The sequence below is a fragment of the Geobacillus sp. GHH01 genome, assembly GCF_000336445.1.
GTDB lineage: Bacteria > Bacillota > Bacilli > Bacillales > Anoxybacillaceae > Geobacillus > Geobacillus zalihae.
The window spans coordinates 3,392,927-3,419,282 of the sequence record NC_020210.1; the positions used below are offsets into that span (position 1 = coordinate 3,392,927).

24 protein-coding genes and 2 pseudogenes are annotated in these 26,356 nt (G+C 42.3%); 3 read left to right on the forward strand and 23 right to left on the reverse strand.

Annotation, left to right across the window (positions count from 1 at the left end; all coding sequences use genetic code 11):
* Positions 1 to 358 precede the first annotated feature (358 nt).
* Both GHH_RS16760 and GHH_RS16765 read left to right on the forward strand, forming a co-directional pair.
* A pseudogene (locus GHH_RS16760) lies at positions 359 to 1,494 on the forward strand (IS110 family transposase).
* 418 nt (positions 1,495 to 1,912) lie between these two features.
* Positions 1,913 to 3,049: an IS110 family transposase gene (locus GHH_RS16765; RefSeq protein ID WP_015376014.1), complete on the forward strand. Its 1,137-nt coding sequence runs from the start codon at positions 1,913 to 1,915 to the stop codon at positions 3,047 to 3,049.
* 244 nt (positions 3,050 to 3,293) lie between these two features.
* Here the strand turns inward: GHH_RS16765 and rfbD are convergent, their stop codons facing one another.
* The 16 genes and pseudogenes from rfbD to GHH_RS16845 form a co-directional block, all read right to left on the reverse strand.
* Positions 3,294 to 4,136, reverse strand: a complete 843-nt coding sequence (rfbD, locus tag GHH_RS16770) for a dTDP-4-dehydrorhamnose reductase (protein WP_015376015.1) — start codon at positions 4,134 to 4,136, stop codon at positions 3,294 to 3,296.
* The gene (gene rfbB, locus GHH_RS16775; RefSeq protein WP_015376016.1) at positions 4,133 to 5,146 is read right to left on the reverse strand and encodes a dTDP-glucose 4,6-dehydratase; all 1,014 of its coding nucleotides are present in this window, start codon (positions 5,144 to 5,146) and stop codon (positions 4,133 to 4,135) included. The genes rfbD and rfbB overlap by 4 nt, the downstream gene beginning before the upstream one ends.
* A gap of 2 nt (positions 5,147 to 5,148) precedes the next feature.
* Entirely contained in the window at positions 5,149 to 5,706 is a 558-nt protein-coding gene (gene rfbC / locus GHH_RS16780; protein WP_041470615.1) for a dTDP-4-dehydrorhamnose 3,5-epimerase, read from the reverse strand.
* A 16-nt stretch (positions 5,707 to 5,722) separates the two neighbouring features.
* Positions 5,723 to 6,610 (reverse strand): glucose-1-phosphate thymidylyltransferase RfbA, encoded by an 888-nt coding sequence (gene rfbA / locus GHH_RS16785; protein WP_015376018.1) that lies wholly within the window; start codon positions 6,608 to 6,610, stop codon positions 5,723 to 5,725.
* A gap of 34 nt (positions 6,611 to 6,644) precedes the next feature.
* The gene (locus GHH_RS16790) at positions 6,645 to 7,562 is read right to left on the reverse strand and encodes a glycosyltransferase family 2 protein (protein WP_015376019.1); all 918 of its coding nucleotides are present in this window, start codon (positions 7,560 to 7,562) and stop codon (positions 6,645 to 6,647) included.
* Positions 7,563 to 8,761: 1,199 nt separating this feature from the next.
* Positions 8,762 to 9,673 carry a glycosyltransferase family 2 protein gene (locus tag GHH_RS16795; RefSeq protein ID WP_015376020.1) on the reverse strand — a complete coding sequence of 304 codons (912 nt, stop codon included), beginning with the start codon at positions 9,671 to 9,673 and terminating at the stop codon, positions 8,762 to 8,764.
* A gap of 2 nt (positions 9,674 to 9,675) precedes the next feature.
* Positions 9,676 to 11,049, reverse strand: coding sequence for a hypothetical protein (locus GHH_RS16800; RefSeq protein ID WP_015376021.1), 1,374 nt, complete (start codon positions 11,047 to 11,049; stop codon positions 9,676 to 9,678).
* A 23-nt stretch (positions 11,050 to 11,072) separates the two neighbouring features.
* Positions 11,073 to 12,296 carry a glycosyltransferase family 4 protein gene (locus GHH_RS16805; RefSeq protein ID WP_015376022.1) on the reverse strand — a complete coding sequence of 408 codons (1,224 nt, stop codon included), beginning with the start codon at positions 12,294 to 12,296 and terminating at the stop codon, positions 11,073 to 11,075.
* A 2-nt stretch (positions 12,297 to 12,298) separates the two neighbouring features.
* Entirely contained in the window at positions 12,299 to 13,459 is a 1,161-nt protein-coding gene (gene glf / locus GHH_RS16810; protein ID WP_015376023.1) for a UDP-galactopyranose mutase, read from the reverse strand.
* Positions 13,452 to 14,678, reverse strand: a pseudogene (locus GHH_RS16815) (flippase); the annotation flags it as partial. The gene glf and the pseudogene GHH_RS16815, both read right to left, overlap by 8 nt.
* Positions 14,679 to 14,728: 50 nt before the next feature.
* Complete coding sequence (locus GHH_RS16820; protein ID WP_236612621.1) at positions 14,729 to 15,331, reverse strand: sugar transferase; 603 nt, start codon at positions 15,329 to 15,331, stop codon at positions 14,729 to 14,731.
* A gap of 113 nt (positions 15,332 to 15,444) precedes the next feature.
* On the reverse strand, positions 15,445 to 16,329 hold the full coding sequence (galU, locus tag GHH_RS16825; RefSeq protein ID WP_015376026.1) for a UTP--glucose-1-phosphate uridylyltransferase GalU: 885 nt from the start codon (positions 16,327 to 16,329) through the stop codon (positions 15,445 to 15,447).
* 115 nt (positions 16,330 to 16,444) lie between these two features.
* Complete coding sequence (locus GHH_RS16830; RefSeq protein WP_015376027.1) at positions 16,445 to 17,125, reverse strand: hypothetical protein; 681 nt, start codon at positions 17,123 to 17,125, stop codon at positions 16,445 to 16,447.
* A 47-nt stretch (positions 17,126 to 17,172) separates the two neighbouring features.
* Positions 17,173 to 17,736: a hypothetical protein gene (locus tag GHH_RS16835; protein WP_015376028.1), complete on the reverse strand. Its 564-nt coding sequence runs from the start codon at positions 17,734 to 17,736 to the stop codon at positions 17,173 to 17,175.
* Positions 17,729 to 19,099, reverse strand: coding sequence for an AAA family ATPase (locus tag GHH_RS16840; RefSeq protein ID WP_015376029.1), 1,371 nt, complete (start codon positions 19,097 to 19,099; stop codon positions 17,729 to 17,731). The genes GHH_RS16835 and GHH_RS16840 overlap by 8 nt, the downstream gene beginning before the upstream one ends.
* Positions 19,100 to 19,567: 468 nt before the next feature.
* Entirely contained in the window at positions 19,568 to 20,335 is a 768-nt protein-coding gene (locus GHH_RS16845) for a tyrosine-protein phosphatase (protein WP_015376030.1), read from the reverse strand.
* Between the two features lie 252 nt (positions 20,336 to 20,587).
* Between GHH_RS16845 and GHH_RS16850 the strand changes: the two genes are divergently transcribed.
* Entirely contained in the window at positions 20,588 to 21,529 is a 942-nt protein-coding gene (locus GHH_RS16850) for a LytR family transcriptional regulator (RefSeq protein ID WP_015376031.1), read from the forward strand.
* A gap of 31 nt (positions 21,530 to 21,560) precedes the next feature.
* Here the strand turns inward: GHH_RS16850 and GHH_RS16855 are convergent, their stop codons facing one another.
* The 7 genes from GHH_RS16855 to GHH_RS16885 form a co-directional block, all read right to left on the reverse strand.
* Positions 21,561 to 22,346 (reverse strand): SGNH/GDSL hydrolase family protein, encoded by a 786-nt coding sequence (locus tag GHH_RS16855; RefSeq protein WP_015376032.1) that lies wholly within the window; start codon positions 22,344 to 22,346, stop codon positions 21,561 to 21,563.
* Positions 22,347 to 22,401: 55 nt separating this feature from the next.
* A complete protein-coding gene (locus GHH_RS16860; protein ID WP_015376033.1) occupies positions 22,402 to 23,100 on the reverse strand; it encodes a CpsD/CapB family tyrosine-protein kinase in 699 nt (232 codons plus the stop codon).
* Positions 23,090 to 23,833, reverse strand: coding sequence for a YveK family protein (locus GHH_RS16865; RefSeq protein WP_015376034.1), 744 nt, complete (start codon positions 23,831 to 23,833; stop codon positions 23,090 to 23,092). Before GHH_RS16865 ends, GHH_RS16860 begins: the two co-directional genes overlap by 11 nt.
* 251 nt (positions 23,834 to 24,084) lie before the next feature.
* Positions 24,085 to 24,456 carry a hypothetical protein gene (locus GHH_RS16870; RefSeq protein ID WP_015376035.1) on the reverse strand — a complete coding sequence of 124 codons (372 nt, stop codon included), beginning with the start codon at positions 24,454 to 24,456 and terminating at the stop codon, positions 24,085 to 24,087.
* Positions 24,457 to 24,694: 238 nt separating this feature from the next.
* Entirely contained in the window at positions 24,695 to 25,132 is a 438-nt protein-coding gene (fabZ, locus tag GHH_RS16875; RefSeq protein WP_015376036.1) for a 3-hydroxyacyl-ACP dehydratase FabZ, read from the reverse strand.
* Between the two features lie 51 nt (positions 25,133 to 25,183).
* Positions 25,184 to 25,516 (reverse strand): DNA-directed RNA polymerase subunit beta, encoded by a 333-nt coding sequence (locus tag GHH_RS16880; protein WP_015376037.1) that lies wholly within the window; start codon positions 25,514 to 25,516, stop codon positions 25,184 to 25,186.
* A gap of 11 nt (positions 25,517 to 25,527) precedes the next feature.
* Entirely contained in the window at positions 25,528 to 26,349 is an 822-nt protein-coding gene (locus GHH_RS16885) for a flagellar hook-basal body protein (protein WP_015376038.1), read from the reverse strand.
* Between the last annotated feature and the right edge of the window lie 7 nt (positions 26,350 to 26,356).

Genomic DNA, 26,356 nt, shown 5'->3' on the forward strand with positions numbered 1-26,356 from the left:
TCTCCTAGAGTAGTAATAAAATAGTATTGCTAGTTAATGCATGGGAATATTAAAGTTGATTATATATTCGCTTTCCTCATAAAAAATTTCCTTAAAAAACATCCATGAGTAAATTTTACTCCCCACCCAGGCATGAAAATCCATCTCTCCTTCCATAATGGAGGATGAACGCAAACAGTTTGGAAAGACGTGCTTTTTAATGGTGGTTCGACCCTGTGCAAAAAACTGTTTGAGTCCATTTGGTGTTCCACCCATTGTGAGCCCTTTTCATGTGGAAAAGGTGACTACGAACAGAAAAATGCCTAACGTACAAGTGGACTCACTGTTTGCGAATTTATCAATGGAAGGAGTAAGAATCATGGATGTTCTTTATCATCGTTGTGCGGGATTAGATGTCCATGCCGAAACCATTGTGGTTTGTGCCCTTCTTGGGAAGAAGATCACATTCAAAAGGAAATCGAAACATTCCCTACTTTCACGAAAGATTTGTTTCGTCTTCTGAAATGGTTAGAAGATCGTGGGGTCACTCATATTGCGATGGAAAGTACCGGTGTTTACTGGAAACCCGTGTTCAACATTTTGGAAGACTATTTTGACATTACTCTCGCTAATGCCCAGCGCATCAAAAATGTTCCCGGTCGAAAGACAGATGTCTCCGATGCCGAATGGATCGCCAAATTATTGCGTTATGGGCTGATCGAGAAGAGTTTCGTTCCGCCTGCGGACATTCGGGAATTGCGAGATTTGACCCGTTTACGGAAAAAGTGGATTGGGCAATTGACCGCTGAGAAAAATCGGATACAAAAAGTGTTAGAGTGTTCGAATATCAAGTTAAGTTCTGTCATTTCGGATATATTTGGTGTATCTGGGCGAAAACTACTTGAACGCCTAATGAAACAAGGATATATCGAAGAACCAGAGATTGATGCCTGCATTCATGGGAGAATGAAAGGAAAAAGACAACAAATTCAAGATTCTCTCTTTGGAACATTGACCGAGCATCAGTTGTTTATGATTCGCCAATCTTGGAAGCATATCGAATCGTTGGAAAGCTTACTTCGAGAAATCGAAGAGCGAATCGACCAACTCTTACAAGCCTACAAACAAGAGATGGAGCTTCTTGTGACCATACCGGGAGTCAAAAAAGAAACCGCTGCCGTGATCATCGCTGAAATCGGGGTCGATATGGGACAGTTCCCAACTTCGCACCACCTCGCTTCATGGGCTGGAGTGGCTCCAGGGAATCATGAAAGTGCAGGGAAACGGAAAAGTACCCGAACGACGAAGGGAAATCCCCATATCAAATCCGCGTTATGTGAGGCGGCGTGGGCGTTATCTCGATGCAGGAATCAACGATTGGCAGCGAAATATTGGTCACTGGCGGCACGCAGGGGAAAGAAAAAAGCACTCGTTGCGATGGCGCACCGAATGCTTACAATCATTTACTGCATGCTTTCTCGAAAAGAACCGTTTCGAGAACAGCCAACCTATTAGTATAACCAAAAAGACGAAGAACTATACGAGATACCTAAAAATAAGGTAGCTCTGCTTTCTTATTGCCGTTTTTGGTCATTAACAGGGTATCCAATTTGATCGTGGGGTATACCGATTCGACCATGTTTCATTGATTTTCACAGAAAAGATCCATGGGCAATGGTTTGCCCTCCACCCAGGGATGAAAATCCCCCTTTTCTTCCCATAATGAAGAATAGGCGCAAACAGTTTAACAGGACGTTATACTTAATGGTGGCTTGGACCCTGTACAGAAAAGTGTTTGAATCCACTGGGTGCACCACCCATTGTCCGCCCTTTCCTGTGACAGAGGAAAGGTGACGACGAACGGAAAACTGCCGCATGTCTCCCGTGGATTCGCTGTTTGCGCACTCCATCATCGAAAAGGAGGCGTTTCATCATGGATGTCATCTATCCTCGCTGCGCAGGATTGGATGTTCATACCGAAACTATTGTCGCTTGTGCCCTATGGGAAGAAGAGGGGGAGATTCAAAAGGAGATCCAAACGTTCTCAACGTTCTCGAAAGGGCTTGGCGATCTGCTCGATTGGCTCGAAGACCATGGGGTCACCCATGTCGCCATGGAATCCACCGGCGTGTATTGGAAACCGGTCTTTGCCTTCCTCGAGGGCTATGTCGACTTGACTTTGGCCAATCCGCAGCGGATCAAAAATGTCCCGGGAAGAAAAACCGATGTCTCTGACGCCGAGTGGATCGCCAAGCTGCTCCGCCATGGACTCATTGAAAAAAGTTTCGTCCCCCCAGCGCCGATTCGTGAACTGCGGGATTTTACCCGCCTGCGCAAAAAGTGGGTCGGACAGTTGAGTTCAGAGAAAAACCGGATTCAAAAAGTGCTGGAGTCTTCCAATGTCAAACTAGGCTCCGTCCTCTCGGATCTCTTCGGCGTTTCCGGACGAAACATCCTTGCCCGGCTGCTCGAGAAGGGATACGTGGACAAGGACGAGCTGGATGAATGCCTGCGCGGCAGGCTCAAAACGAAAAAGCAGGCGGTGTACGATTCGCTGCTGGGCACCTTGACCGAACATGAGCTCTATCTCCTTCGCCTCTTGTGGAAACACGTGGAGGAATTGGAGCGGCTCATCGAAGAAGTCGACCAGCACATCGACCGCCTGCTCGAGCCGTATCGGGAGGAAGTGGACTTACTGATGACCATGCCTGGAATCAAAAAACAAACCGCCGCCGTCATCATCGCCGAGATGGGAACCGACATGAGCGTCTTTGAAACGCCGGAACGGGCGGCTTCATGGACGGGGTTGTCCCCCGGCAACCATGAAAGCGCCGGAAAGCGAAAGAGCACGCGCACCACCAAAGGCAATCCCCATCTTCGATCAGCGTTATGCGAGGCGGCATGGTCAGCAGCTCGATCCAAGACGCATCCTTTGTCCCGAAAATTTTGGTCGTTGGCGGCCCGGTGCGGGAAGAAAAAAGCCCTCATCGCCACGGCTCGACGAATGTTGGTGATCATCTTTTGCATGATCTCCCGCAAAGAGCCGTTCCGCCAACCACAACTGATTTAGTCTAGCCAAAAGGCAGACAGGTTATACGAGATGCCCGAAAATGGGGCACCTCTGCTTTCCTATTGCCTTTTTTGGCCATTTTCAGTATACCCACCCGGATCAGGAGCGTATACCGCACTCACCCAGTGGTGGGGATTTTCACGGAAATAAATATAGAAAGGGACTTTCTCACAAATTATGAGAAAGTCCCTTTCTAACACAGGTGTGCTTAATATACTGTTCTAGGATAAAACGAACAAAAAACTCATTTAATAATTTCTAAAAAACTTTTTAAAGAATCTCGCCAATTCGGCATTTCTTTAAAACCATTCAGTCTTAATGCCATATGCTCAAACACCGAGTAAGCCGGCCTTGGTGCTGGTCTTGGGAAGTCTTTTGTTGTACATGGATTTACCTTAACTTCTATTCCCGCTTCCTCAAAAATTGCTTTCGCAAATTCGTACCAAGAACAATGTCCAGAATTGGAAACATGATAAATACCGTATTTTTCCGTTTGAATCAGCTCTAAAATACAATTCGCTAAATCAACTGTATACGTTGGACAGCCAATTTGGTCATGCACGACCATCAATTCATCGCGTTCTTGTGCTAGTTTTAACATCGTTTTGACAAAATTGTTCCCATGCTTTCCGTATACCCAAGACGTTCTGACAATAAAAAATTTCGAATGTAAATCACGAACAAACTGCTCACCGGCTAATTTGCTTTTCCCATATACGCTGAGCGGGTTTGTCGGTGCAAACTCATGATATGGTACATTCGCCGTTCCATCAAAGACATAATCGGTACTTACATACACTAGTTTCGCTCCTACTTTTTCCGATACGACTACTACGTTTCTCGTTCCATACGCGTTAATGGCAAACGCTTGATCCGGCTCAGATTCTGCTAAATCAACTTTTGTATACGCTGCGGCATGAATGACAACACTAGGGTTAACTTCACTAATGACCTGTTTTACTTGGTCAAAATTTGTTATGTCTAACTCTTCTCGTCCATAACCATAAACTTCATACCCTCTATCAGCGAGTAAATAGACTAAATCGGTACCAAGCTGACCTTTTGCACCTGTTACAACCACTTTCATAGCTTGTCACCATACTGTTTTTGATAATAGTTCATATATTCACCGGATTTAATATTTTTCCACCATTCTTGGTTGTCGATATACCATTGAATCGTTTCAACGATCCCCTTTTCAAAGGTATATTGCGGCTTCCAACCAAGCTCTGTCATAATCTTCGTTGGATCAATTGCATAACGACGATCATGCCCTGGACGATCGGCAACATATTTAATTAAATCTTTGGAAACTCCTAGTTTTTCAACGATTAGATGCACGATTTCATTATTTGTCCGTTCATTATGTCCTCCGATATTGTATACTTCCCCAGGTCTACCTTTATGAATCACTAAATCAATTGCCGCGCAATGGTCTTTAACATGCAACCAATCACGAATATTTTGGCCGTCACCGTAAATTGGAAGTTCTTTCCCTTCCAACGCATTCGTGATCATTAACGGAATGAGCTTTTCAGGGAAGTGATATGGTCCGTAGTTATTGGAACATCTCGTAATGTTCACATTTAACCCATACGTTTCATGATACGCTCTTACAAGTAGGTCTCCACCAGCTTTGCTTGCCGAATAAGGGCTATTCGGTGCTAATGGTGTTTCTTCCGTAAAATATCCCGTTTCTCCAAGTGTACCGTACACTTCGTCCGTTGAAATTTGTACATATTTCTTAACATCATTGGCTTTCGCCACATCTAATAACGCTTGCGTTCCTAATACATTTGTTTTCACAAAAATATCAGGATCTGTAATACTGCGGTCGACATGCGATTCCGCCGCAAAGTTCACGATAACGTCAATCTCATGTGTTTTAACAAGATAATCCACTAGCTCACGGTTATTGATATCACCTTTCACAAATGTATAGTTCGGGTGATTTTCAACATCCTTTAAGTTTTCAAGATTACCAGCATAGGTTAATAAATCATAATTGACTACTTTATAATTTGGATATTTCTCAAGTATGTAACGAACAAAATTGCTGCCAATAAAACCTGCTCCACCTGTAACTAAAAGATTCATTATTATCTCTCCCACTCAAAATTGATTTCAGCATCTGCTAATAGTGGATGTTTCGTATCTTTGTCAGAAAGGATTGGATTCGCCGTCGGCCAGTCAATACCTAATGCAGGATCGTTCCATAAAATGCCGCGATCGTGTTCGGGTGAATAATATTCATCCACTTTATACTGCACTTCCGTATTTTCTACTAACGTACAAAAACCGTGCGCAAAACCTTTCGGAACAAGCAATTGCCGCTTATTATCCGCGCTTAAAATAAACCCTTGCCATTTGCCAAACGTCGGCGAACCTTTGCGAATATCAACGATAACATCATAAATGGCGCCTCTAGTAACGCGGACGAGCTTCGTTTGCGCTTTCGGATTTAATTGATAATGAAGTCCGCGTATCGTCCCTGCCTGTTGTGACAACGAATGATTATCTTGAATAAAGTCAAAATCAAGTCCATATTCTGCGAAAAGCTTTTTATTATAACTCTCCATAAAAAAGCCCCGGTGGTCACCAAACAATTTTGGTTCAATAAGCAACACACCGGGCAATGAAGTCTCAATCACTTTCATAACAAACACCCCATAATTATAAATATATTGGTTTCTTTTTCTGATTAGCAATATCTATTAAATATTGACCATACTGATTTTTCTTTAAAGGTTCAGCTAACTTTAACAATTGTTCTCGCGTAATGTATCCTTTCACATAAGCGATTTCCTCCAGGCAAGCAACCTTTAAGCTTTGACGTTTCTCGATTGTTTCGATAAATTGCGAAGCTTCAAGCAATGACTCATGTGTACCTGAATCTAACCAAGAGAAACCACGACCTAAAATTTCAACATGCAATTCGCCAAGTTCTAAATATGTTTTATTAACATCCGTAATTTCTAGTTCTCCACGTGCAGAAGGTTTAATGCTTTTGGCAATTTCAACAACACGATTATCATAAAAATATAACCCCGTTACCGCATAATTTGACTTAGGATTTTGCGGTTTCTCTTCAATAGAAATTACTTTCCCATTTTCATCAAACTCCACAACACCAAAACGTTCAGGATCCTTGACATAATAGCCGAAAATCGTTGCCCCAGTTTTGCGCTCAACTGCTCTCTGCAACAACTGTGTCAAACCATGACCGTAGAAAAGATTGTCCCCTAAAATAAGCGCAACATTATCGTCACCAATAAACTCTTCACCAATAATAAATGCTTGTGCCAGACCATCCGGAGAAGGTTGCACGGCATAAGATAAAGAAATTCCTAGGGTTGATCCATCTCCTAACAGTTCTTGAAAACGAGGGGTATCACTAGGAGTAGAAATGATTAAAATATCGCGGATACCCGCTAACATTAAAACAGATAACGGATAATAAATCATCGGTTTATCGTAAATAGGTAACAATTGCTTAGATACTGCCTTTGTTAAAGGATAAAGGCGTGTACCACTTCCACCTGCTAAAATAATTCCTTTCATAATAAAACTCCTTTTTAATTTTAATTTAAGTTTGTTAAGTTTGATTCCAATAATCTTTATGCATACTTAGCTTCGATTTAAGGAAGTTGGGAATATAGTTTTCCATACGCCCTAACTTATAACCTAAAAACCTCACACCATTCCTGAATATAATATTAGGTAATAAATAAGATTTCTTCTGTTTGAAAGCATAAGCAATTTCAGATTTCACATAACGAATCCCTTCCCTCTCAGCTTTAGCAAATTCATTAAGAAGCCATTTTTCTCTGTTATGGAAAACACCCGTATCAAAATAACGCTTAAACTCTTGCCATATTGAATAATTGTGAGAATGATAAACTATTGCATCAGCCACATAGGATATTTTATATCCCTTTTTTAGGATTTTTGCCGCTACATAAGTATCTTCTCCTAATATAACATTTGATGGAAATCCTCCTATTTCAAATAATACATCCTTTTTATAAGCAGCAAAAGAATTAGAAACAAAGATCGATTTAATTCCTAAATATGGAACATCTTTTATCGATTTTAAACTATTTTCATTCGGGTAGTTAAAGTAACGAGCAAAGGCGCTATAAAAATTTGCATCTTTATGTGGAATTTGTCTTCCATATGCAAGGCCAACTTCTCTACTCTCTATTAATGGCTTTATAATATTTTCAATTGAATTTGATGTTGGAATAGCGTCCTGAGTTAAAAAAACTAAAATATTTCCCTTCGCTAATTTAGCGCCTAAATTTCGAGTGCTTCCATGATTAAAAGATTTTTTAGATATGGTTATGATATTTAAATCATATTTACGCAATAATTCTTTGGTTTTATCTGTTGAAGAAGAATCTATTATAACAAAATCATAATCCTTATCTATCATATATTTTTCTAATATAGGCAAACTATGTTTTAGATATTTTTCCCCATTATATGTTGGAATAATAACAGATACTTTCAAATCCCTACCCCTTTTCCCTAATAAATATATGAAATTATGAAATACTAATCCGAATTAGCTTCCAACATGAAATTCTCTTCTACTTCATATCTTGATAGTTTTGGTAATTTTTTGATTTAAAAAGATAGTTGACAGTAGACAAAGACCGAGGATAACCACAATTCATAATTTATTCAAAGGTATAAATATAACTACTTGATGGTGTTGCAAAACTATAATAAAAAATCTAAATCTCGCATATAATTATGCGTAATTATACATGAAGTAAATATCGGTTAAACATATACCAGCGAGGTTGTTCAAATCCGCAATTCCTTAACTGATTAAACATATGCTTAATGATATTGTGGAACCAAAACAATCATTTTCCGAATTCCTTCTTTAGAAACCGAGAAATCACCCGACCATAGGGATCTTTTCTCTCCTCGTCATTACGCGAATTAATGGGAGAAATAAAAAAGATTTCTGTTTGTTCCACAGCTTGGCGGACTTCTTTGGCTATCGTACGCTGTGTCTCCGAGCACAAACTTGATTTTCCATTTCTTCAATAATGAAAACTGGCGAGCCACAGCGGCATCATTTCAATTCGCTGTTGTCAAGATATTAGATAAAATGGTTATTTCTATGGTTGTACAGAGATGTAGTTTATAGCCTTTAAACCAATTATATCGATTGAATTTTTCCCATCTATCTTAAGAATCGTAAAGACTGCTGGAGAGAGGTACTGTCGATTATGACTACTTTTAGATACCGAACCCCCTAAGTCTTTGAGAAGTTGGGTATGGAAGGAAGCAAATCTTTGTTTTTGAAAAACCATGTACCGACACGTGAAAAAAACCACAAATACGTTGGAAATATTTTAATGGTTCAGTTTCGCACTAACTGGCGTAAAGGACTCAATAAAAAACGAACATTTCAGTATCAGTTTTTTTTGAAATCATCGAGTGACCCGTTACATATGGTGTTTGTGGCAAAGAAAGTTAGTCCAAAGCCTGTAAAAAATGGGGCACCTTTGCTAGAAAAAGCATCCACGATGACAAAATTGGAAATCATAATAGTGCCCACCCCTTGGAGGTTAATTTACAGATCACTATATATAATTTCCAACAGGATGAGCTTTTTATGTTCATTGATACACTCATTATGTGTTTTGCAACACGTTCATACTTGGTAACTGATTAATATCTTCTAAAATTTTACTATATATCCAATTTCCCGTATTTCCCTATAAATCCATGATAGAATCCTTTTAACATAAATTTTATTTTTTGAAATTTTTGGTTTTCAAACATTATGACTTTAAATATATCGTAAATACATGCTAAGATATCAAACAAAAACCATGAAAATTGCTTAAGTGCATATTTCTTATAGGTATATATCCTATTTCTTTCTATATAATATTTTCTTAAAACACTATGGTTTGTCGGAATAAATTTAAGAGGACCCAACTTATAGATTCTTCTTTTTCCTAATCTATGATACATAATAGCTTCTGTTATAACATAAATTTTAAAACCATTTTCTAGAAGTCGCAGACACATTTCGTTATCTACATAGTCTATAAACAGCTCCTCTTTAAAAAAACCAACTTCCTTAAATACGGAAGTTTTCATTAAACTACCCGAAGTTATAACTGTTAAGACCTCAATATAATCCCCCGAGCATTTTACTCTTTTAAACCCCAAACCACATTTTTGCACAAAAGGACTCATTTCACCTGTATTAACATCCTTATAATTAGGTGCTACTATGCCCACCTTTTTATCCTGTAAGTATTTAAAATATACTTTAAACATCTTGTCTATCATGCCATTTTCAACTTCACTATCATGATCAAAAGTTATTACCCACTCATACCCTCTTCTCATTGCTTCTCTTATTCCTTGATTTAATGCACTTGCTATACCATTATTAGTTTTATTTCTTATAATGGTAATACTAGCCTCGTTATTTATTTGTTCTTGAATCTCATTAATAATTGAAAGATTGGAACCATTGTCAACAATTATTACATCATCAACTTGTGATTTATAGCTATTAAGGCATCTAATGAAATCTTGGGGGTCGGGGTTAAAAGTTACAACAATTGCACAAACTTTTTCGTGCATACTCATTCCCTCTCTCTAAACCGTTTACGAACTGTGATTTGATAAAATATAAGTGGTAGATAAAACATGTAAAGGGTACCTACAGTATTATTAAATAAAGAAACTACTAAAAAACCAGAGCATAATGAAACACAAGTAAGAAGAAAAAGATTAGATATCTCCAAAGATAGACTATGAAAATATTTCCAAAATATTATAAACCATAAAAGAAAGAAAAATAGTCCTATTAAACCATTATAAATAACAAAGGCAATGAACAAATTATCTATTACAAGATTATCGCTTACTTGTTCAGATTGTACCTCTCCTAATCCAAAGAGAAATGAAAAAAGGTTCATATTTTTAATTATTTCTATCCAAGTATCTTTCCTTACATTTAACGTTTCATTATTTAATAAGGATGCCCCAGATGTTTCATTTGATATTATTGTGAGAATTAGAACAACTATTAAAAACGCCAAATATGGATAATAATGTAAAATTAAATTCAATTTTATTTTCTTTCTATAATAGTACAAAACAAGAAATATATTCGAAATAATCATCCATAGAATTACATTTCGTGTCAAAGTAGACCAAATCGAAATCTGCGACATTATATAAGTTATAATTCTGATAAAAAGTCTATTTTTGTAAAGTATTATCCCTGCTAACGACATTAAATTAACAAAAACCGAGAAAAAACCATATACTAACGGACTTTGAAATAATGAAAAGGCTCTAATATTTTGTCCTAAAAAATAACCAAATATTATTGTGTAGTCATCAGTAATCTTATGAACATATTCCCATCCTAATCCTTGAAATACTAAGGGTGAATTATACAAAGTCTGAAGATATCCTATAAAAAACAACGGCCAAGATATTATATATATGTATTTTTCAAATTTCGATAAGTTAACTGAGACATTCGCAAATTTATTCATTAATAAAAAAGGAAATGTTATAAAAAACCAACCTACCATATAATTTAAGGAATATATACTACGTTCCAAAGAATAGCCATATGCCAATATATGAACCATTACGGAAATTAAACCATAAATCATATTAATAATTGTTACAATTAGTAAACCTCTATGGCACGGAATTAACATTTTCCTATTTAAAATAATAATTATCCATAAATAAGAACTAAATAAAATAGTCAACTTTGCTATTGTTACTGGAAAAATAATTGCCCCAAAAAATTTATATTGTAAATAATACAGAGGACCTGATAACAAAATGTAAAAAAAAGACATTATATTTATCAGCATTATAAAATTGCTAAGCGTCATTTTTTTTTTGTTAAAATTATAAGTATTAATAGTTAGTTCATTAGCAGACAAAACATTTTCTATATTACTGTTGGAGATATTATTTCCTAAAATCATATAACACCTCTACTTCAGCCCAATTATTTAAACTTTTCATACATATAATCATAAAATTTCCCTTCAACTAAATCATTAAATAAATTATATTTTACAAAATCATGTTTTTGTTTAACTTCTTCAATAATACATAATAATTCTTTAACTCTATTATCCCAATTGTATTTCAAGCTAGTATTTACACCTTCCTCCACAATTTTCCTAACTTTATCCGGATTCATTATTGCCCACTCAAGTTTTGATGCCATATCCTCAATTTTTCTTGGTAAGGTAACTAGTCCATTTTTATTATCAATCATATAATCCTCTACTCCATATTGAGTAGATAAAACTAATGTTCCACAGGCCATTGCTTCAATAGGTGGTAATGGAAAACTTTCATACCATGATGTTAATAAAACTATATCTGCAGAAGCATAAAGTTTGGCTAAATCTTCATTAAATAATTTCCCTACATATTCAAATTCTGTTTCATATTTTTTACTTGGAGGATTTAAACCAAAAACTTTCCAATTAACTTTTATATTTTTTTTGTTTAATTTTTCCCTAAGTAATTTAACAGCTGATACAGCGTCATCAAATCCTTTCCATTCCCTTTCCTCATCAAAAAAACTGACAATAGTCCAATTATCCTTTGAAATATACTTTTTTAAATAATCTCCATCGTTCTTAAATACACTTAAATCAATCCCTGGATTTAGCAAATATGAACTGACATTAAAGTTTTTATTCAATAGATTTTTTAACCATAGGGAATTAGATATTTTAAATATTGGTAAACTATAAGTCATTCTAGTTATTAACCTTTTAAATAGATCTTTAAAAAAGATTTCTTCAAAATGTTGCATATGATATATTGGAACGGTTTTATCAGATAATGCGGTTGCAGCATATGCAGTCCAACTAAAAGTTGCTATAGTAACATCTGATTCTACCCAATTATTTAACAAACCACTTATCATTTTCTTTAGAGACGAAATATCTTTAAAATATTTATCGTTATGATTTAATATCAGATTTATTTTATCGTGAACTTTTAATTTTAGTTTTTCGAGTGTAAATTTTTTTGAAAAAGCTTTTTCATCTGCAATTATCTTTTTCCAAATACCAATCTCCCATTTAAGTGAACCGTTTGGGGTAACAGCATAAACATCATGACCATACTCTACTAATTTATCCATAAAATTATATAAAACAATTGAACCTCCAGTTTTTCCAAATCCTATCAATAAGTAAGATATTTTCAAAACTAAATCCCCACTTTCAATAAACCAGATTCAAAAGTTTTTAAAGCTTTAGCCACGACCATATCCATATCATAATATTGATACTCCGCTAAACGACCAATAAAAATTAAGTTATCATATTTTCTTGCTTCTTCTTTATACAGTCTATATAGTTCCAAGTTATTTTCATTCTTAATCGGATAATAAGGAATATTTTCCCCTGGAATATACTCTTGGGAAAACTCTTTTACAGTTGTTGTTTTGTCAGAAGACTGATTTGTTAAATGTTTAAATTCAGTTATCCTTGTAAAATTATAATCATTCGGGTAATTGACAGTTCCTACTTCTTGTACTTGTTCTTGATTGAACTGTTCAAATACAAAGTTTAACGAACGATAAGGCAATTGCCCGAATTTATAATCAAAGAAGTAGTCAATCGGACCAGTATAGATAATTTTCCCACCAAATTTTTGCCCAAATAAACTTGCTTCACCTGTTTCAAGGTTAAATTGCAGTACCTCTTTGTAATCCGTGTTTAGTAAAATCTTAATATTTTCATGATCTAGCATTCTTTCGAATAGTTTGGTGTATCCTTCTTTCGGCATCCCTTGATAAGGATCTTGGAAATAGCGGTCATCCCGGCTAATGTATACAGGTACCCGTCCTGTGACAGAAGGGTCTAACTCTTCTGGTGTAACACCCCATTGCTTTGTCGTATAACCAAGAAACACCTTTTCATATATATAATCGGCTAAAAACTTCAGATCTGTATCTTCCACTTCGCGCAGTTTTAAAATAGGTACTTTTTTATTATAACCAAAATTTTCGATAAGTTTCTTCTCTAAACGTTCAGCTAAATTTTTAGGAAATAATTGATTAATAGAGTTTAAATTAAATGGAATCGGTACTTTTTGTCCATCAATAACCCCAAGTACTTTATGATGATATAAATGCCAATCCGTAAAGTTTGATAAATAATCCCAAACTTTTTTTACTTTCGTGTGAAAAATATGAGGCCCATAGTTATGGATTAAAATACCTTGACTGTCATACGAATCATACGCGTTTCCTCCAATATGATTACGTTTTTCAATCATTAATACCTTCTTATTTAATTGTGTTGCAATGCGTTCTGCTAGCACACTACCAGCAAATCCTGTTCCAATAATCACATAATCAAACATGTTTACCCTCCAGAAGTTTAATTCCTTTTGAATGTAAATACATAAACATTGTCAAAGTAACAAAAAACTCCGAAATAGCGACACCAAAAGCTGTTCCTATATGTTTAAACAGAGGTACTAAGATGATAGCTAAGAAAATATTTAATATACTAGCTAGTATTAAAATATTTGAGAAAGCTTTCTTGTATCCTAGAGTCAACATTGTTTGGATACCGAAAATGTTACTTAATGCTATTATAAATGGTAAAAAAGCAATAATTTTTAGCACTATAATAGATTGCCTGTAATTATCTCCTAAAGCAATATCTACTATGTTTTCCGTAAATACAAAAATCATCAAAGATATTAGAAAAGTACAACTACCAACTATCAAAAGAATTTTTCTTATAAAGATTAACCCTTTCTCAGGACTTTCTGACATTAATCGGCCAATATAAGGATAAATCGTTTGTGAAATTGGATTGATAATCCCGGTTGCAGCATTTATTATTTTTTCAGCGCTTGCATAATATCCTACAACTGTATTATTAGTAAATAAACCGAGAATAAATGTGTTGCTAACTGTATATAAGCTAATAGCTACTGTAGAAATAAATACATGCCATCCTTCTTTTAATTGGTACTTAATATCGCTCCAGCTAGGATATATAAAATTTACGCCAAAATTCCTTTTGATCATGCCTAAAGATATAAATCCAATTAGTATAGTCCCGAGAGAGTTAAGCAATGGAACAAATAGGATATCATCGCGATGTTTTACTAACAAGAAAATGCCTATCGTGAAAATCGTTTTAGCAATGATATTCAGAATAGTAATATACCTCATTTTTTCCATTCCTTGAAAAAACCAAATAGGGAAAAGAACATTACCGATAACCATTCCGAATGTTACTATATATACTAGTTTATGGTTTTGAAATTTTGGGAATAGCAAGATCAATAAACAAAGTATAAAGAAACTTATCATCATAAAGAATAACTTAATAGTCATAACAGTACTGAAAATACTTTCAACTCTTTTTTTATTGTCTCTATAAATCGCAATTTGATTTGTAGCAGACAGATTAAATCCATAGTCAACTAAAATAATAAAAAACTGAATAAATGATTGAGCAAACGCCACTAATCCGTAGTTGTCTGGACCTAAAACCCTCACTAAGTAGGGTAGTGTAAGCAAAGGAAGTATATAATTTAGCCCTTGCAAAGTTGCCAAAGATAGAAAGTTTTCAAATAATCTTTTTTATCAGACATACATACTTTTCCCCTATATCAATAAGCTCCCTTTCTTAAAAGGACCATGAACACTGTTTTTACGAGAATCACTATATCTAAAAACAACGATTGATTATATACATAAAATAATTCCACGTCTACTCTCTCAGGATACCCAACCTCACTTCTCCCGCTTACCTGCCAATAGCCTGTAATTCCTGGCTTGACTGATAAAAATTTTGAAACTTCCATTCCATACTCTTTTAGTTCTTCCTCAACCACTGGTCTCGGTCCAACCAAACTCATTTCCCCTTTTAACACGTTAATCAATTGGGGAATTTCATCAAGGCTCGTTTTGCGTAAAAAGCGTCCCAAATTTGTAATTCTTGGATCTTCATGTGGTTCTAGCTTATAATTGTTTCTTAAATATTTTTCATAAAGTTCTTTATCTGCTTTTAATTTCTCCTCCGCATTCACAATCATCGAGCGAAACTTATAAATATAAAATCTTTTTCCGTTTTTCCCTACACGAACTTGTTTGAAAAAAATTGGACCTTTCGATTCACCGAATAAGTAGAAGATACTGATAAGCAAAAAAAGTGGACTTGTTAAAACAAGTCCAATGATCGCTCCAACAATATCGATTGTTCTTTTCGTAATAGCGTATAATTTAGATGTATCTTCTAAACTTTGAAAGGAAGTGTATTCTACTCTTTGATTAGAAACAAACGCTTTTCGCGCGGTATTCGACTTCGCCAACTCTCCGTCCCCCTTTATTTCTCTTCTACTTTTACATCATTTAATATTTCCTCCATGAATTGAATAAGATCTTCTCTTAATTCATCATGCTGCAACGCAAACTCAATCGTCGTTTTGATAAATCCGAGCTTTTCACCGACGTCGTAGCGCTTGCCTTCAAATTCGTAGGCAAAGACGCGCTGGATTTCGTTCAGCTTTTGAATCGCGTCGGTGAGCTGGATTTCGCCGCCAGCACCGGTTTCTTGTTTTTCAAGAAATAAGAAGATTTCCGGTGTAAGTATGTATCTTCCCATAATCGCTAAGTTGGAAGGCGCGGTGCCTGGTGCTGGTTTTTCGACAAATTGGCGGACTTGGTAACGGCGTCCGTGTTGTTCGATTGGATCAATAATGCCGTAGCGATGCGTTTCGTTGTCAGGCACTCTTTTGACACCAATAACGGAACTGAGAGTTTGTTCATATTGGTCAATTAATTGTTTTAAGCACGGTGTTTCCGCTTGGACGATATCGTCACCAAGTAGAACGGCAAACGGTTCGTCGCCGATAAAGTTGCGCGCACACCAAACGGCGTGGCCGAGCCCTTTCGGTTCTTTTTGACGAATGTAGTGAATGTCGACTTTCGATGGCTCTTTTACTTTTTCGAGTAAGTCATATTTGCCTTTTTCAATTAAGTTTTGTTCAAGTTCAAAAGCGTTGTCGAAATGGTCCTCGATCGCGCGTTTTCCTTTCCCTGTGACGATGATAATATCTTCAATGCCTGAGGCAATCGCTTCTTCGACGATGTATTGAATCGTTGGTTTATCGACGATCGGGAGCATTTCTTTCGGCATTGCTTTCGTTGCCGGCAAAAATCTTGTTCCGAGCCCCGCCGCTGGGATGATCGCTTTGCGTACTTTTTTCATGTAGTACGTAACCCCCTATGTATAGTCGGCCCTTATGCCCCCGCGCATCGGTGCAACCGCAGCTGCGCCGATGCGCCGATGCATATGGGCATAAAAAACAGCCCCTTTTCGGGACTTAGTTTGGCATTTTTGATTTCAGATTCAAGATTTCTTTTTCGTGATCGATCAGTTTGTCGAACATCACATCGGATCGGCGCTGCAAGTACGAGACGGTGACATCGACGGATTTTCTGATGCCCGTGACATCGTTCAAAATGAGGGATTGATTGTGTTTGGAAATGCGCAGCTCTTCGAGGATTCGCTCTTGCATCTGCTTCATGCCGGCCATCTCGTGTTCTACTATTTGTTGGCCTTGTTGCAGCTGGGTGATGTCTTTTTGGATTTGAGAGACCGTCGTTTCCAATGTCCGTTGGCCTTCTTGGAGCTGGACGATCTCACGCTGCAATGCATTCTGGCCTTCTTGCAACTGGATAATGTCTTTTTGAATTTGGGAAACCGTCGTTTCCAATGTCCGTTGGCCTTCTTGCAGTTGGGCGACATCACGCTGCAACGCATTCTGGCCTTCTTGGAGCTGGGCAACGTCCTTTTGAATTTGGGAAACCGTGGTTTCTAATGTCCGTTGACCTTCTTGCAGTTGGGTGACTTCCTTCTGAAGCTGGGATACATCTTGCTGCAGCTGCGATACGTCTTGACGAATGTGCCCGACTGCGCCTTCCAACCGTTCGAGCCTGTCGTGGACTGGTTTCAGTTCTTCTTGCAAGACGGAACGAAGCAATTCTTTCAGCTCTTGGCTCATGGCTTCACCTCCTTGACGCCATTATAGCATGGCGCGGCAGGGAAACGTTACAACGTGTATTCTCCTTGTCCGGAGTCATTCAGTGGAATGCGTTGATGAGGAACTTCATGCCCCAAAATGACAAGGCTTGGATCATCCCAGTCCGCATACGGCGGCTTCTTCACAGGTTTGCCCACCGGCTGCCGAAACAAAGCTGGATCTGGCGAGTTTTTCGATAAATGGTCATCCTGGTAGGCCGTGTATACACATATTTTTGAAAAAGGCGGAAGATCCAAAAACCCTCGTAACATATAGGCATGAAGCATGCCTCCTTCAAACTGCTGTTTCGCCTTTTCCCAACTCTTCACTCTTACTGTTTTTTTACATTCAAAAATGTGCAGTTCCCAACATTGCTTCTCTCTTCTGACAAAGACGATGCCATCGGGTGTGTTTTTGGTTCGAAGATAAGGGAATCCGTTGTTAGGCTTGATCGAAAACACTACGGCTTCGTTGGAACAGTGGAGCGTTACTTGTGCTTCTCCCGATTTTTCCTGCTCGATCACATATAACGTTCCGCCTGTTTCCCCCGTTTTCTCATAAAAGCTTCGCTCAAGGTATTCGAGGTTATTCATCCTCTCCATCCTCTTCCCCGATCTGGAATGCATACGTCTCTTCATTCAACTGCCAAATGACTTCATTGAACGTTTCCGCCGGAAAGCCGTTTTCGGTCGGAATGAGCGGCGTGATGATCGTGTCTTGGCCTTGCATGCGGAACTGGTACGCCCTCACCTTTTTCGGATCAATCGCGTCCTCATCGACATAGCCATACGTTTTCATCAACTGTTCTCTCTTTGGATGCTGGTGAAGTTTGATCAAATTGTTCACCTGTTGGAACAAAATATCGCTATGGGTGGTCAACCACACCGGCATGCCTCGGTTGGCCAACTTGACAAGCGCTGTCGCTAATATGCGCTGGACGCGTGGATGCAGATGCGCTTCTGCCTCTTCAAAAAAGAGCGAACGATATGTTGCTTTCGATTTTAAAAATAAAATGAGCGGAGACAGCTCGGTTACGAGCGAAGATGTAACATACAACGGCAAGCGCTCTTGTTTGCCTTGTGGGCAATAGTAGAACGATGGAATCGGTCCTTTTTCTTGGTCCATGGTTCCGTTGGCAATCTCGGTTTCAATAAATCGTCCGATGTCCGCATATTTCGACTGTCCGCTTTCCTCCAAACGCAACAACGCTTGCAAGAATCGATAGACAGGCAACGTGAAGTCAAGGGATGGTTCCTCATGTTCTTCGTTGATCATCCGTTCCATCATCTCTTGCACCAGCGCCTTGTAAGACAACATGAACCCTGTTCTCGAAGCGGGCAAATACAGCGCTTCGCCAATGACCCGCCCTTGGATGCCGCCTTGTCTGGATGGTGGGTAAAACGGCGATGTAAGTCCATCCATCAGCAAATTCCACGTAATGTATTGAGCCATGCGATACCGCTCTGTCGCTTGTCCCTTGCTTCGATCCGTATACGGGATGCGAATATAGTGTTTCCCCGTCGAAAAACGAGCGCCTTGGAGCGAATCTTTCTTTTCAAAGATGATTCGCAGCGGTTCAGAACGGCGGTACCGCTCGATGCTTAACGAACCGATCGGGATTTTGCGCCGAAAAATCGTTCGAACCAACTCGCTTTTTTTGTTTCTGAGAACATCATTAAACCATTGGACAAACAGTTGCGCTTCACGGTCTTGGATGAGGCAGTCATCGCCGATAGACGATTCAAGAAAGCGATCGATTTCCTTGTACGTGGACGTGTTCGGAGGGTCTTTTGGAAACAGCTTGCGCCCCTCGGACAACACCCCCCAAAGAAGCGACATCAGATAGCTTTTCCCGCTGTTGTTGTCGCCGACAAACAACATCAACGGGGCAATATCGATTTCCCCCTGTTTGATCTTTCCAAATCGCTCAACCTTTAACGCCCAAGTTTGTTCCATGCGCGTATCGCCTCTTTTCACAGATTACGGATCCTCTATCTTTCTATTATAAACGATACGCCTGACTCATAATCACTGAATTAGATAAAAACGAGTGAAAAATCGGGCATCTAACCCGCCCTCACGCCACACCCTCGACGACAGGCGTCTAAGGTGCCAGGACCGTCATCGTCCCCACCCACGGCATGGCCGAGTGCCTCCGTTGATAACGGTAAGGAGGCATCACCGAAAAGCAAACAAGGAAGCCGTTTCCGCTTTGTTGACTAAAATGGGAAACGGGTCGACAAAGGGCTGAAACAGTTGGCCCGGCGTGTCGGCTCAGGCGCGTCTTCCTAAAAGGCCGGTGATTTAGTGAAAAATCGCGGAAAACGGACTTTTTTCTCAAATAGAGAAGTCTTGCAAAATCAACGCTTCTCTGTCGGCCGAAAACAACGGGTTCTGCGAAATCAGTCGTTTTTCACCGGTCTTCTAAAAGAGGCCGAGAAATTTTTTCTTTTTGATCCGCACGGGCTCGTCGCGGTATACAGTTTGCCCGTTGACGAGCTGTTCGGCGTTTTCTTGGAAGAAATAGACGGCATCAATGCCGAATTCGCAGTCGATCGTATCATAAGCCGTCCGCATTTGGAAAGAACGGCTTGTGAGATTATGAGCATCTGAGGCAATGAAGTGCACCCAGTTCGCTTCGATCAACTGCATTGAAAACTTCTGGATATTTTTTCCGAAGAAACCTGCCACGCTGGCGGCAGTCACTTGGGTAAGGACGCCTTTTTGGACGAGCTCGTACAGCCGATCTGGTTTTTCGATGATTTCAGAGTTTCGTTCCGGATGGGCGATCACAGGAGTGAGTCCTTTCAGCTGCATCTCAAACAGCAGCTGGTTCGCGTAGCGCGGAACATGGTCGAACGGGAATTCCACCAATATGTACGGCGTTTCCTCGCCAAGCGGCAACAAGTCGCCTTTCTCCCAGTTGTCCAACAAATCGCCGTGAAGGCGGACTTCCTGCCCTGCAAGTACCTTCAAGGGAATATGATTTTGTTCAAGCTGTGCGTTCAACTGGCGGACGGCGGTGGTGACAGAGGATGACGGGTTATCGTATTTCCCGTTATGGTGATGGGGAGTGGCGATGATCGTTGTAATGCCCTCGTCTACTGCTGCTTTTGCCATGGCAATGGCATCATCCATCGTTTTTGCCCCGTCATCAACGCCCGGCAAGATGTGGCTATGGATGTCGATCATCTCCATCTCCCCCTATTTTCCAACATCTTGAACATCATTAATCATAGCATAGGAGATTCGTCATATCAATCGCGTTTTTTGTCGGTTGTTGTCGAAAAAACTTTTTTGCTGGCGCCATTTGTTGCCTGTTGGCAGTTTGGCGGACATGATTGGCCAAAAGTTGATATGCTCATACATTGCTCTTAGTTGTCTCTTCTGGAAAAACAAACTATAATCATAGTGATGGATTTTACAGCCGAAGGAAGGTTGAAGATGAGAGCAGAACGTCGAAAAAAGAAGAAAACATGGCTCCGCTGGGTGACGGGATTGCTCGTCGTGTTATTCGCTGGAGCAGGAATATTCGCCTATTCCATTTATCATCATGTGAAACAGACGGCGAACCAAATGCATGAGGACGTCAACTGGAAGTCGGAGAAGCGGAAAGAAGACGTGTCGTTTGAACGGAAGACGCCGATTTCGATTTTGTTGATCGGTGTCGATGAACGGAAAGGGGATCGCGGGCGCGCGGATACGCTCATTGTGATGACGGTGAATCCGAATAAGCAGTCGATTGACATGGTGAGCGTGCCGCGCGACACAAGGACCGAAATCGTTGGAAAAGGGACGGAAGATAAAATCAACCACTCGTACGCCTTTGGCGGAGTGGAGATGACGATGGCGACGGTCGAGCATTTCTTGGATATTCCGATTGACTATTACATTAAAGTCAACATGGAAAGCTTTCGCGACATCGTCGATGCGGTCGGCGGGGTGACGGTGAACAACCCGTTCGCGTTTACGTATGAAGGGACGCACTTTCCGAAAGGCGAGATTACGTTAAACGGCGATGAAGCGTTGAAATATTCGCGCATGCGGAAAGACGATCCGCGCGGCGATTTCGGGCGCCAGGACCGGCAAAAGCAGATCATTCAAGCGATTATTGAGAAAGGCGCCAGCTTCTCGTCGCTTGCGAATTACAGCGATGTGCTCGCGGCGATCGGGAAAAACGTGAAAACGAACTTGACATTTGAGGAAATGAAAGACATTCAGGCGAATTACAAAGACGCCCGCAAGCACATTAAGCAGCTGCATATTACGGGACAAGGGACGAAAATCAATGGCATTTATTACTTGATCGTGCCAGAGAGCGAACGGCTGGCGGTTTCGAATGAGTTGAAAGAGCATTTGGAATTGAAGGCGACGGCGGTAAAGTAAATGCGACGCGCACCTTGTAAGGTGCGCGTTTTCATTGGTCGATGAAGCGCTTGGCGAGCGCATCGACCCAAAGCGTGGCTCCTTCCGCGGTCGGCAAGTCGGTTTGCGGGTCGACGTAGCGGTTCAGTTCCTCGCTGTTTGCATCCGGCCAGGCGGGCCAATGGTTGATATAAGGATAACCGTTCTCTTTCGCGAACGCTTCAAGCTGCTCGACTTGCCGCGGATAGTAGGTCGCGTTGTAAATGGGATTCGGCGGCTGCAAGATCACGACCGCATTCGGGGCGGCGGATTTGAGCTGGTCGATGATCGATTGGATGTGGGCAAGCGTGTCGTCGATCGTCACGACGCCGTTGTCATTTAACAAAAACGGTTCAAGCAGGACAAGATCCGGCTTGTCTTTTGCCCAGTCGGCGGCAATGCGCTGTCGGTCGGCGTCGGCGGTCGTCAAGCCGTCGTATTCGTGGACGGTGATGTGAAACACGCCTTTTCCGTAGGCGTCATCGAGCGCTTGCTTCAACCGCTCAGGCCAGCCGCCGTTCTCTGGCGTCGATTCGGAGCCAGCGATGACAAGGCGGATTGGGCGATTCTCCTCCACCGCCCGCTTGATGGCAGCTTGCGCGGCCGCTGGCAGCTGCTTGGCGCGGGCGAGGATCGCTTCCGTTTGGCTCGTCTCCTTTTCCTGCTTGGCGGATGTTTCGACTTTCGCCCGCGCCGCTTGCACCGTGGCTTCGATTTTTCGCTCCCAGTACAAGTGCCCGGTTATAATGAAAGCAAGACAAGCAGCGGCGACGAAAAGGATGAGAATGAAATTTCTCAACAGTTCCTCCCCCTCCTTGGCTATATAAACGGCTTCCCGCGGGGGAAGCCGTCTGTTATTTGTATTGATAATAGTAATAGCCGCTGCCGTTGCGTTGCTTTCGTTGGTTCAAAACTACGCCGACCAGTTTCGCATTAGCGGCTTCAAGCAGTTCTTTCGCCTTAGCGGCGGCAGCGATTTCTGTCTTGCCGCTGGCAACGACCAACACCGTGCCGTCACATTTGTTCGCTAAAATTTGCGCATCAGTGACTGCCAACACCGGTGGAGTGTCAAAGAGGACAAGGTCGTACATCTCTTGCAGTTCGTGCAAAAGGCGGTCCATTATTCTGGAACTGAGCAATTCCGCTGGATTTGGCGGGATCGGCCCAGCTGTCAATACCGTTAAGTTTTCAACGGCCGTCCCTTGCAAGGTAGATGACAGCGAAGAAGCGCTTGTCAGCACACTTGTCAGCCCAGCGTAGTTGTTTAAGCGGAATGTGTAATGCACTGTTGGTTTGCGCAAATCAGCATCAACAAGCAACACTTTTTTCCCTTGTTGCGCGAACGCAACAGCCAAGTTCGCGGCGGTCGTCGATTTTCCTTCCGCCGGAGCGGAAGAAGTAACCATCAGCGACCGCAGTGGTTCATCGATGAACGAAAATTGGATGTTCGTCCGAATCGTCCGGTATTGTTCCGAGATCGGTGATTTCGGATCGTCAAAGGTGATTAAGTTTCGCTCTGCTTTTTGAAATTTTTTGCGGCTGTTAGCGGCCAACGGTCTCCCCCCTTGCTCGTTGCATGCTCATCGCTGTTCCCGTCTTTTTCGCCGCCTGCGGAGGTATGACGCTGATCGAACCGAGCACCGGCAGGCCGAGATGTTTTTCGACGTCTTCTTCCGTTTTGATCGTGTTGTCCAAATATTCAAGCAGGAACGCAAGCCCGACACCCGTCATCAAGCCGACGACAAAGGCGATGGCCATGTTCAGCAAAGGCTTCGGTTTGACCGGGGCTTGATGATCCTTCACTTCCGCTTTGGACAGAATCGTTACGTTGTCGATGTTCATGATTTTGACAATTTCGTTTTTAAACACTTCCGCGGTTTTGTTGGCGATCTTGGCCGCCAAGGCGGGATCGGGATCTTGGACGGTGACCGAGAACACTTGCGAGTCTTTTTCGCTTGAGACTTGAATCTGTTCGTTCAGCTCGTCGATCGTCCGGTCAAGGCGGAGCTCGTCTTTCACTTTTTCCAAAATGGTCGGGCTTTTGATGATGACGCTGTACGTGTTAATGAGCTGCACGTTCGTTTGGATTTCATTGAAGTTGTAGAGCTGCTGCTCCGATTTCGCTTGGTTGACGAGAATTTGCGTCGATGCCTGATAAATCGGCGTTAATAGAAAATAGCTGACCACACCGCTTACAACGGTCGCTAGCGCGGTGATCAGCACGATGAGCCAAAGCCGTTTGCGCAATGTTTCGAACAGCTCACGCAGGCTGATCGTTTCTTCCACCAGTATTCCCCCTCTCTTGTCTGTCTCCTTCTTGGTTGACGTTCGCAGTACGTACGCTCCCTCTGATGCAAAATGGAAGGTTGTACTGCTGTTTCCTCCACAAGGACATCCCGATGTTCGACCTCTGTCCCGATCTTTCGAACATGAATCGACATTCCCATTATAGCGAATGGAAAGGGACATATCTAGCCGAAATCAGTACTAATTTTGGCGAAACGAAAAGGCCGCCTTGATTGGCAGCCCTTTTTTCGTTATTCATCTTTATTGTCTTTGTCGTTCGCATCCCGCGGGTCTTCAATCGGGTCTTCGCGGTCCGGAACCGTATCGCGCTCATCGTCGCCCGGTCCGTTGTTCGTGTCGTCTCCCGGCGGGAGTTGATTGTTTTGGTTGTCGTTCAAATCGGTATCGCGGTTGTCTGGGATGCCGTCATTGTCTTTGTCGTTGTCGACGTCATCGTTTTGGTTGATGTCATCGGCCGGGTTCATGTCTTGGTCGTTGACATCGTTTTGATTGTTGTTCGGCGGCGGCGGATTGTTGTTGTCGCGGTTCATATTGCATCCCGCCGCTAAAAAGAGGGCGACAAGAGCGCTGAACAGCCGGACCAGCAGCGCTTTTTTCTTCATCCTATCTGCTCCTTTCTGTTATTGTGGTGACCTTATGTAAGGCCGTTCCTTGTTTATCTTTCCCAGAAAGAAGCGTTTCATTCGTTCGCTATACAGAACGGACGGCAAGAAAAAGAGGCTGTCCCAACAGATCGTCTCTCTTTCAGAGAGATCCCCTATCGTGTCACCGAAGTTGATTTGTCCTTGCATCTTGTGATGAAGAAAGGGTGTCCCGTTGCTTTTGAGACACCCTCTTTGTTCAGTCGGCTCGTTTGTCGCCAAGAGCGAACATCAACTCCGTTTCGCAGACAAGCTCGCCGGCGACGGTGGCGATGCCTTTGCCTTTGCCGATGGCGCCGCGGACGCGGAGAATTTCGACTTCCAAGCGGAGCTGGTCGCCCGGTTTGACTTGCTTTTTAAAGCGGCAGTTGTCGATGCCGGCGAAAAAGGCGAGGCGGCCGCGGTTTTCCTCACTTTGCAAGAGGACGACGGCGCCGACTTGGGCGAGCGCCTCGACGATCAACACGCCGGGCATGACCGGGTATTCAGGGAAGTGGCCGGCGAAATAGGCTTCGTTGGCGCTGACGTTTTTGATGCCGACGGCGCGCTTTCCTTCTTCGATTTCCAGAATGCGGTCAACAAGCAAAAACGGATAGCGGTGCGGGATGATCGCTTGGATTTGTTGGATGTCAAGCATAGAAACACTCCTTTTCATGATCATCAAGACGATGACGCGGCGAGGTGCTGCTTACGTCCCTTTTTCGACAAAGTCGAGGATGTGCTGCCACGTCGACGGGCGGAACACGTCAATCCACGCTCCGTCGCCGATGGCGCTGTAGCCGACGACCGCACCGGCGGCGAGGCTTAAGGCCATCAAGGCGGCGACGATGATGAGCCGAAGCCAAATCGGGATGAGCCGGGTGCGCGCGAACCGGCGCGGCGCGGCCGCCTCCCCTTCCGGCGGAAGGGCTTTGGCTTCCGGTTCGGCGGGGGCCGGCGGGCTCTTTCTTACTCGGCCTTTCCGCCTTGCCATCCGGGAAGACGGCGAGCTCATAGGTTCTTGATGCCTCTCGTCACTCATCGCGATCCTCCTTATGAGGAGCGCATGCCGTTAATCAGCCCGAGCATTTGTTCGGAGATGGAAATGGCGCGGGCGTTCAGCTGATACGCTCGGCTTGTCGCCATCAGGCCGACCATTTCTTCGCCAAGGTCGACGTTCGACTGTTCCAAGGCGCCTTGTTTGACGCCGATTTGGCCACGCAAATTGCCGTTGAGCTCCCGAGCGGCGCCAGGGACATCCGGCAAGGTGAAGACGTTGTCGCCCTGGGCTTCGAGAAGCTGCGGACGGTCAATGGCGGTGACGCCAAGGTTCACGCGGGCAACAACCGCACCGCTGGCATCAGTGGCCGTCAGCGTCCCGGTCGGGGAGAGCTGAAAGCCGGTTGTGCCGGCGGGAAATTCGATGGGCCGATTCGCTTCATCGAGCACCGGGCGGCCGTCGCTTGTCACGAGGGCGAGACGCCCGCCCATAGGAGTGATAGAAAAGTTGCCGGCGCGGGTGTAGCCGATCGTTGTGGCGCCGTTGGCATCGGTGACTTGAACGCGAAACCATTGGTTGGCGGCAGTGAAGGCGAAATCGAGCGCGCGGCCGGTCTCAACGAGCGCTCCTTGCGTGGATACAAGCATCGTCGAAGCGAGGCGCGCCCCGTTGCCATAGCGCGCGCCCGCCGGCGTCTCGCGGGGCGCTTCGTCGTTCGGCAGGCGGTCGACTTGCTGAGCGAGGAGCTCAGCGAAGCTCGCTTCGCGCCGTTTAAAGCCGACGGTGTTGCTGTTGGCGATGTTGTGGCTGATCGTATCAAGCCGCTCTTGCAAGGCGTTCATCGTGTTGGCGGCGGTGAGCATCGAACGAAGCACGGGCTTG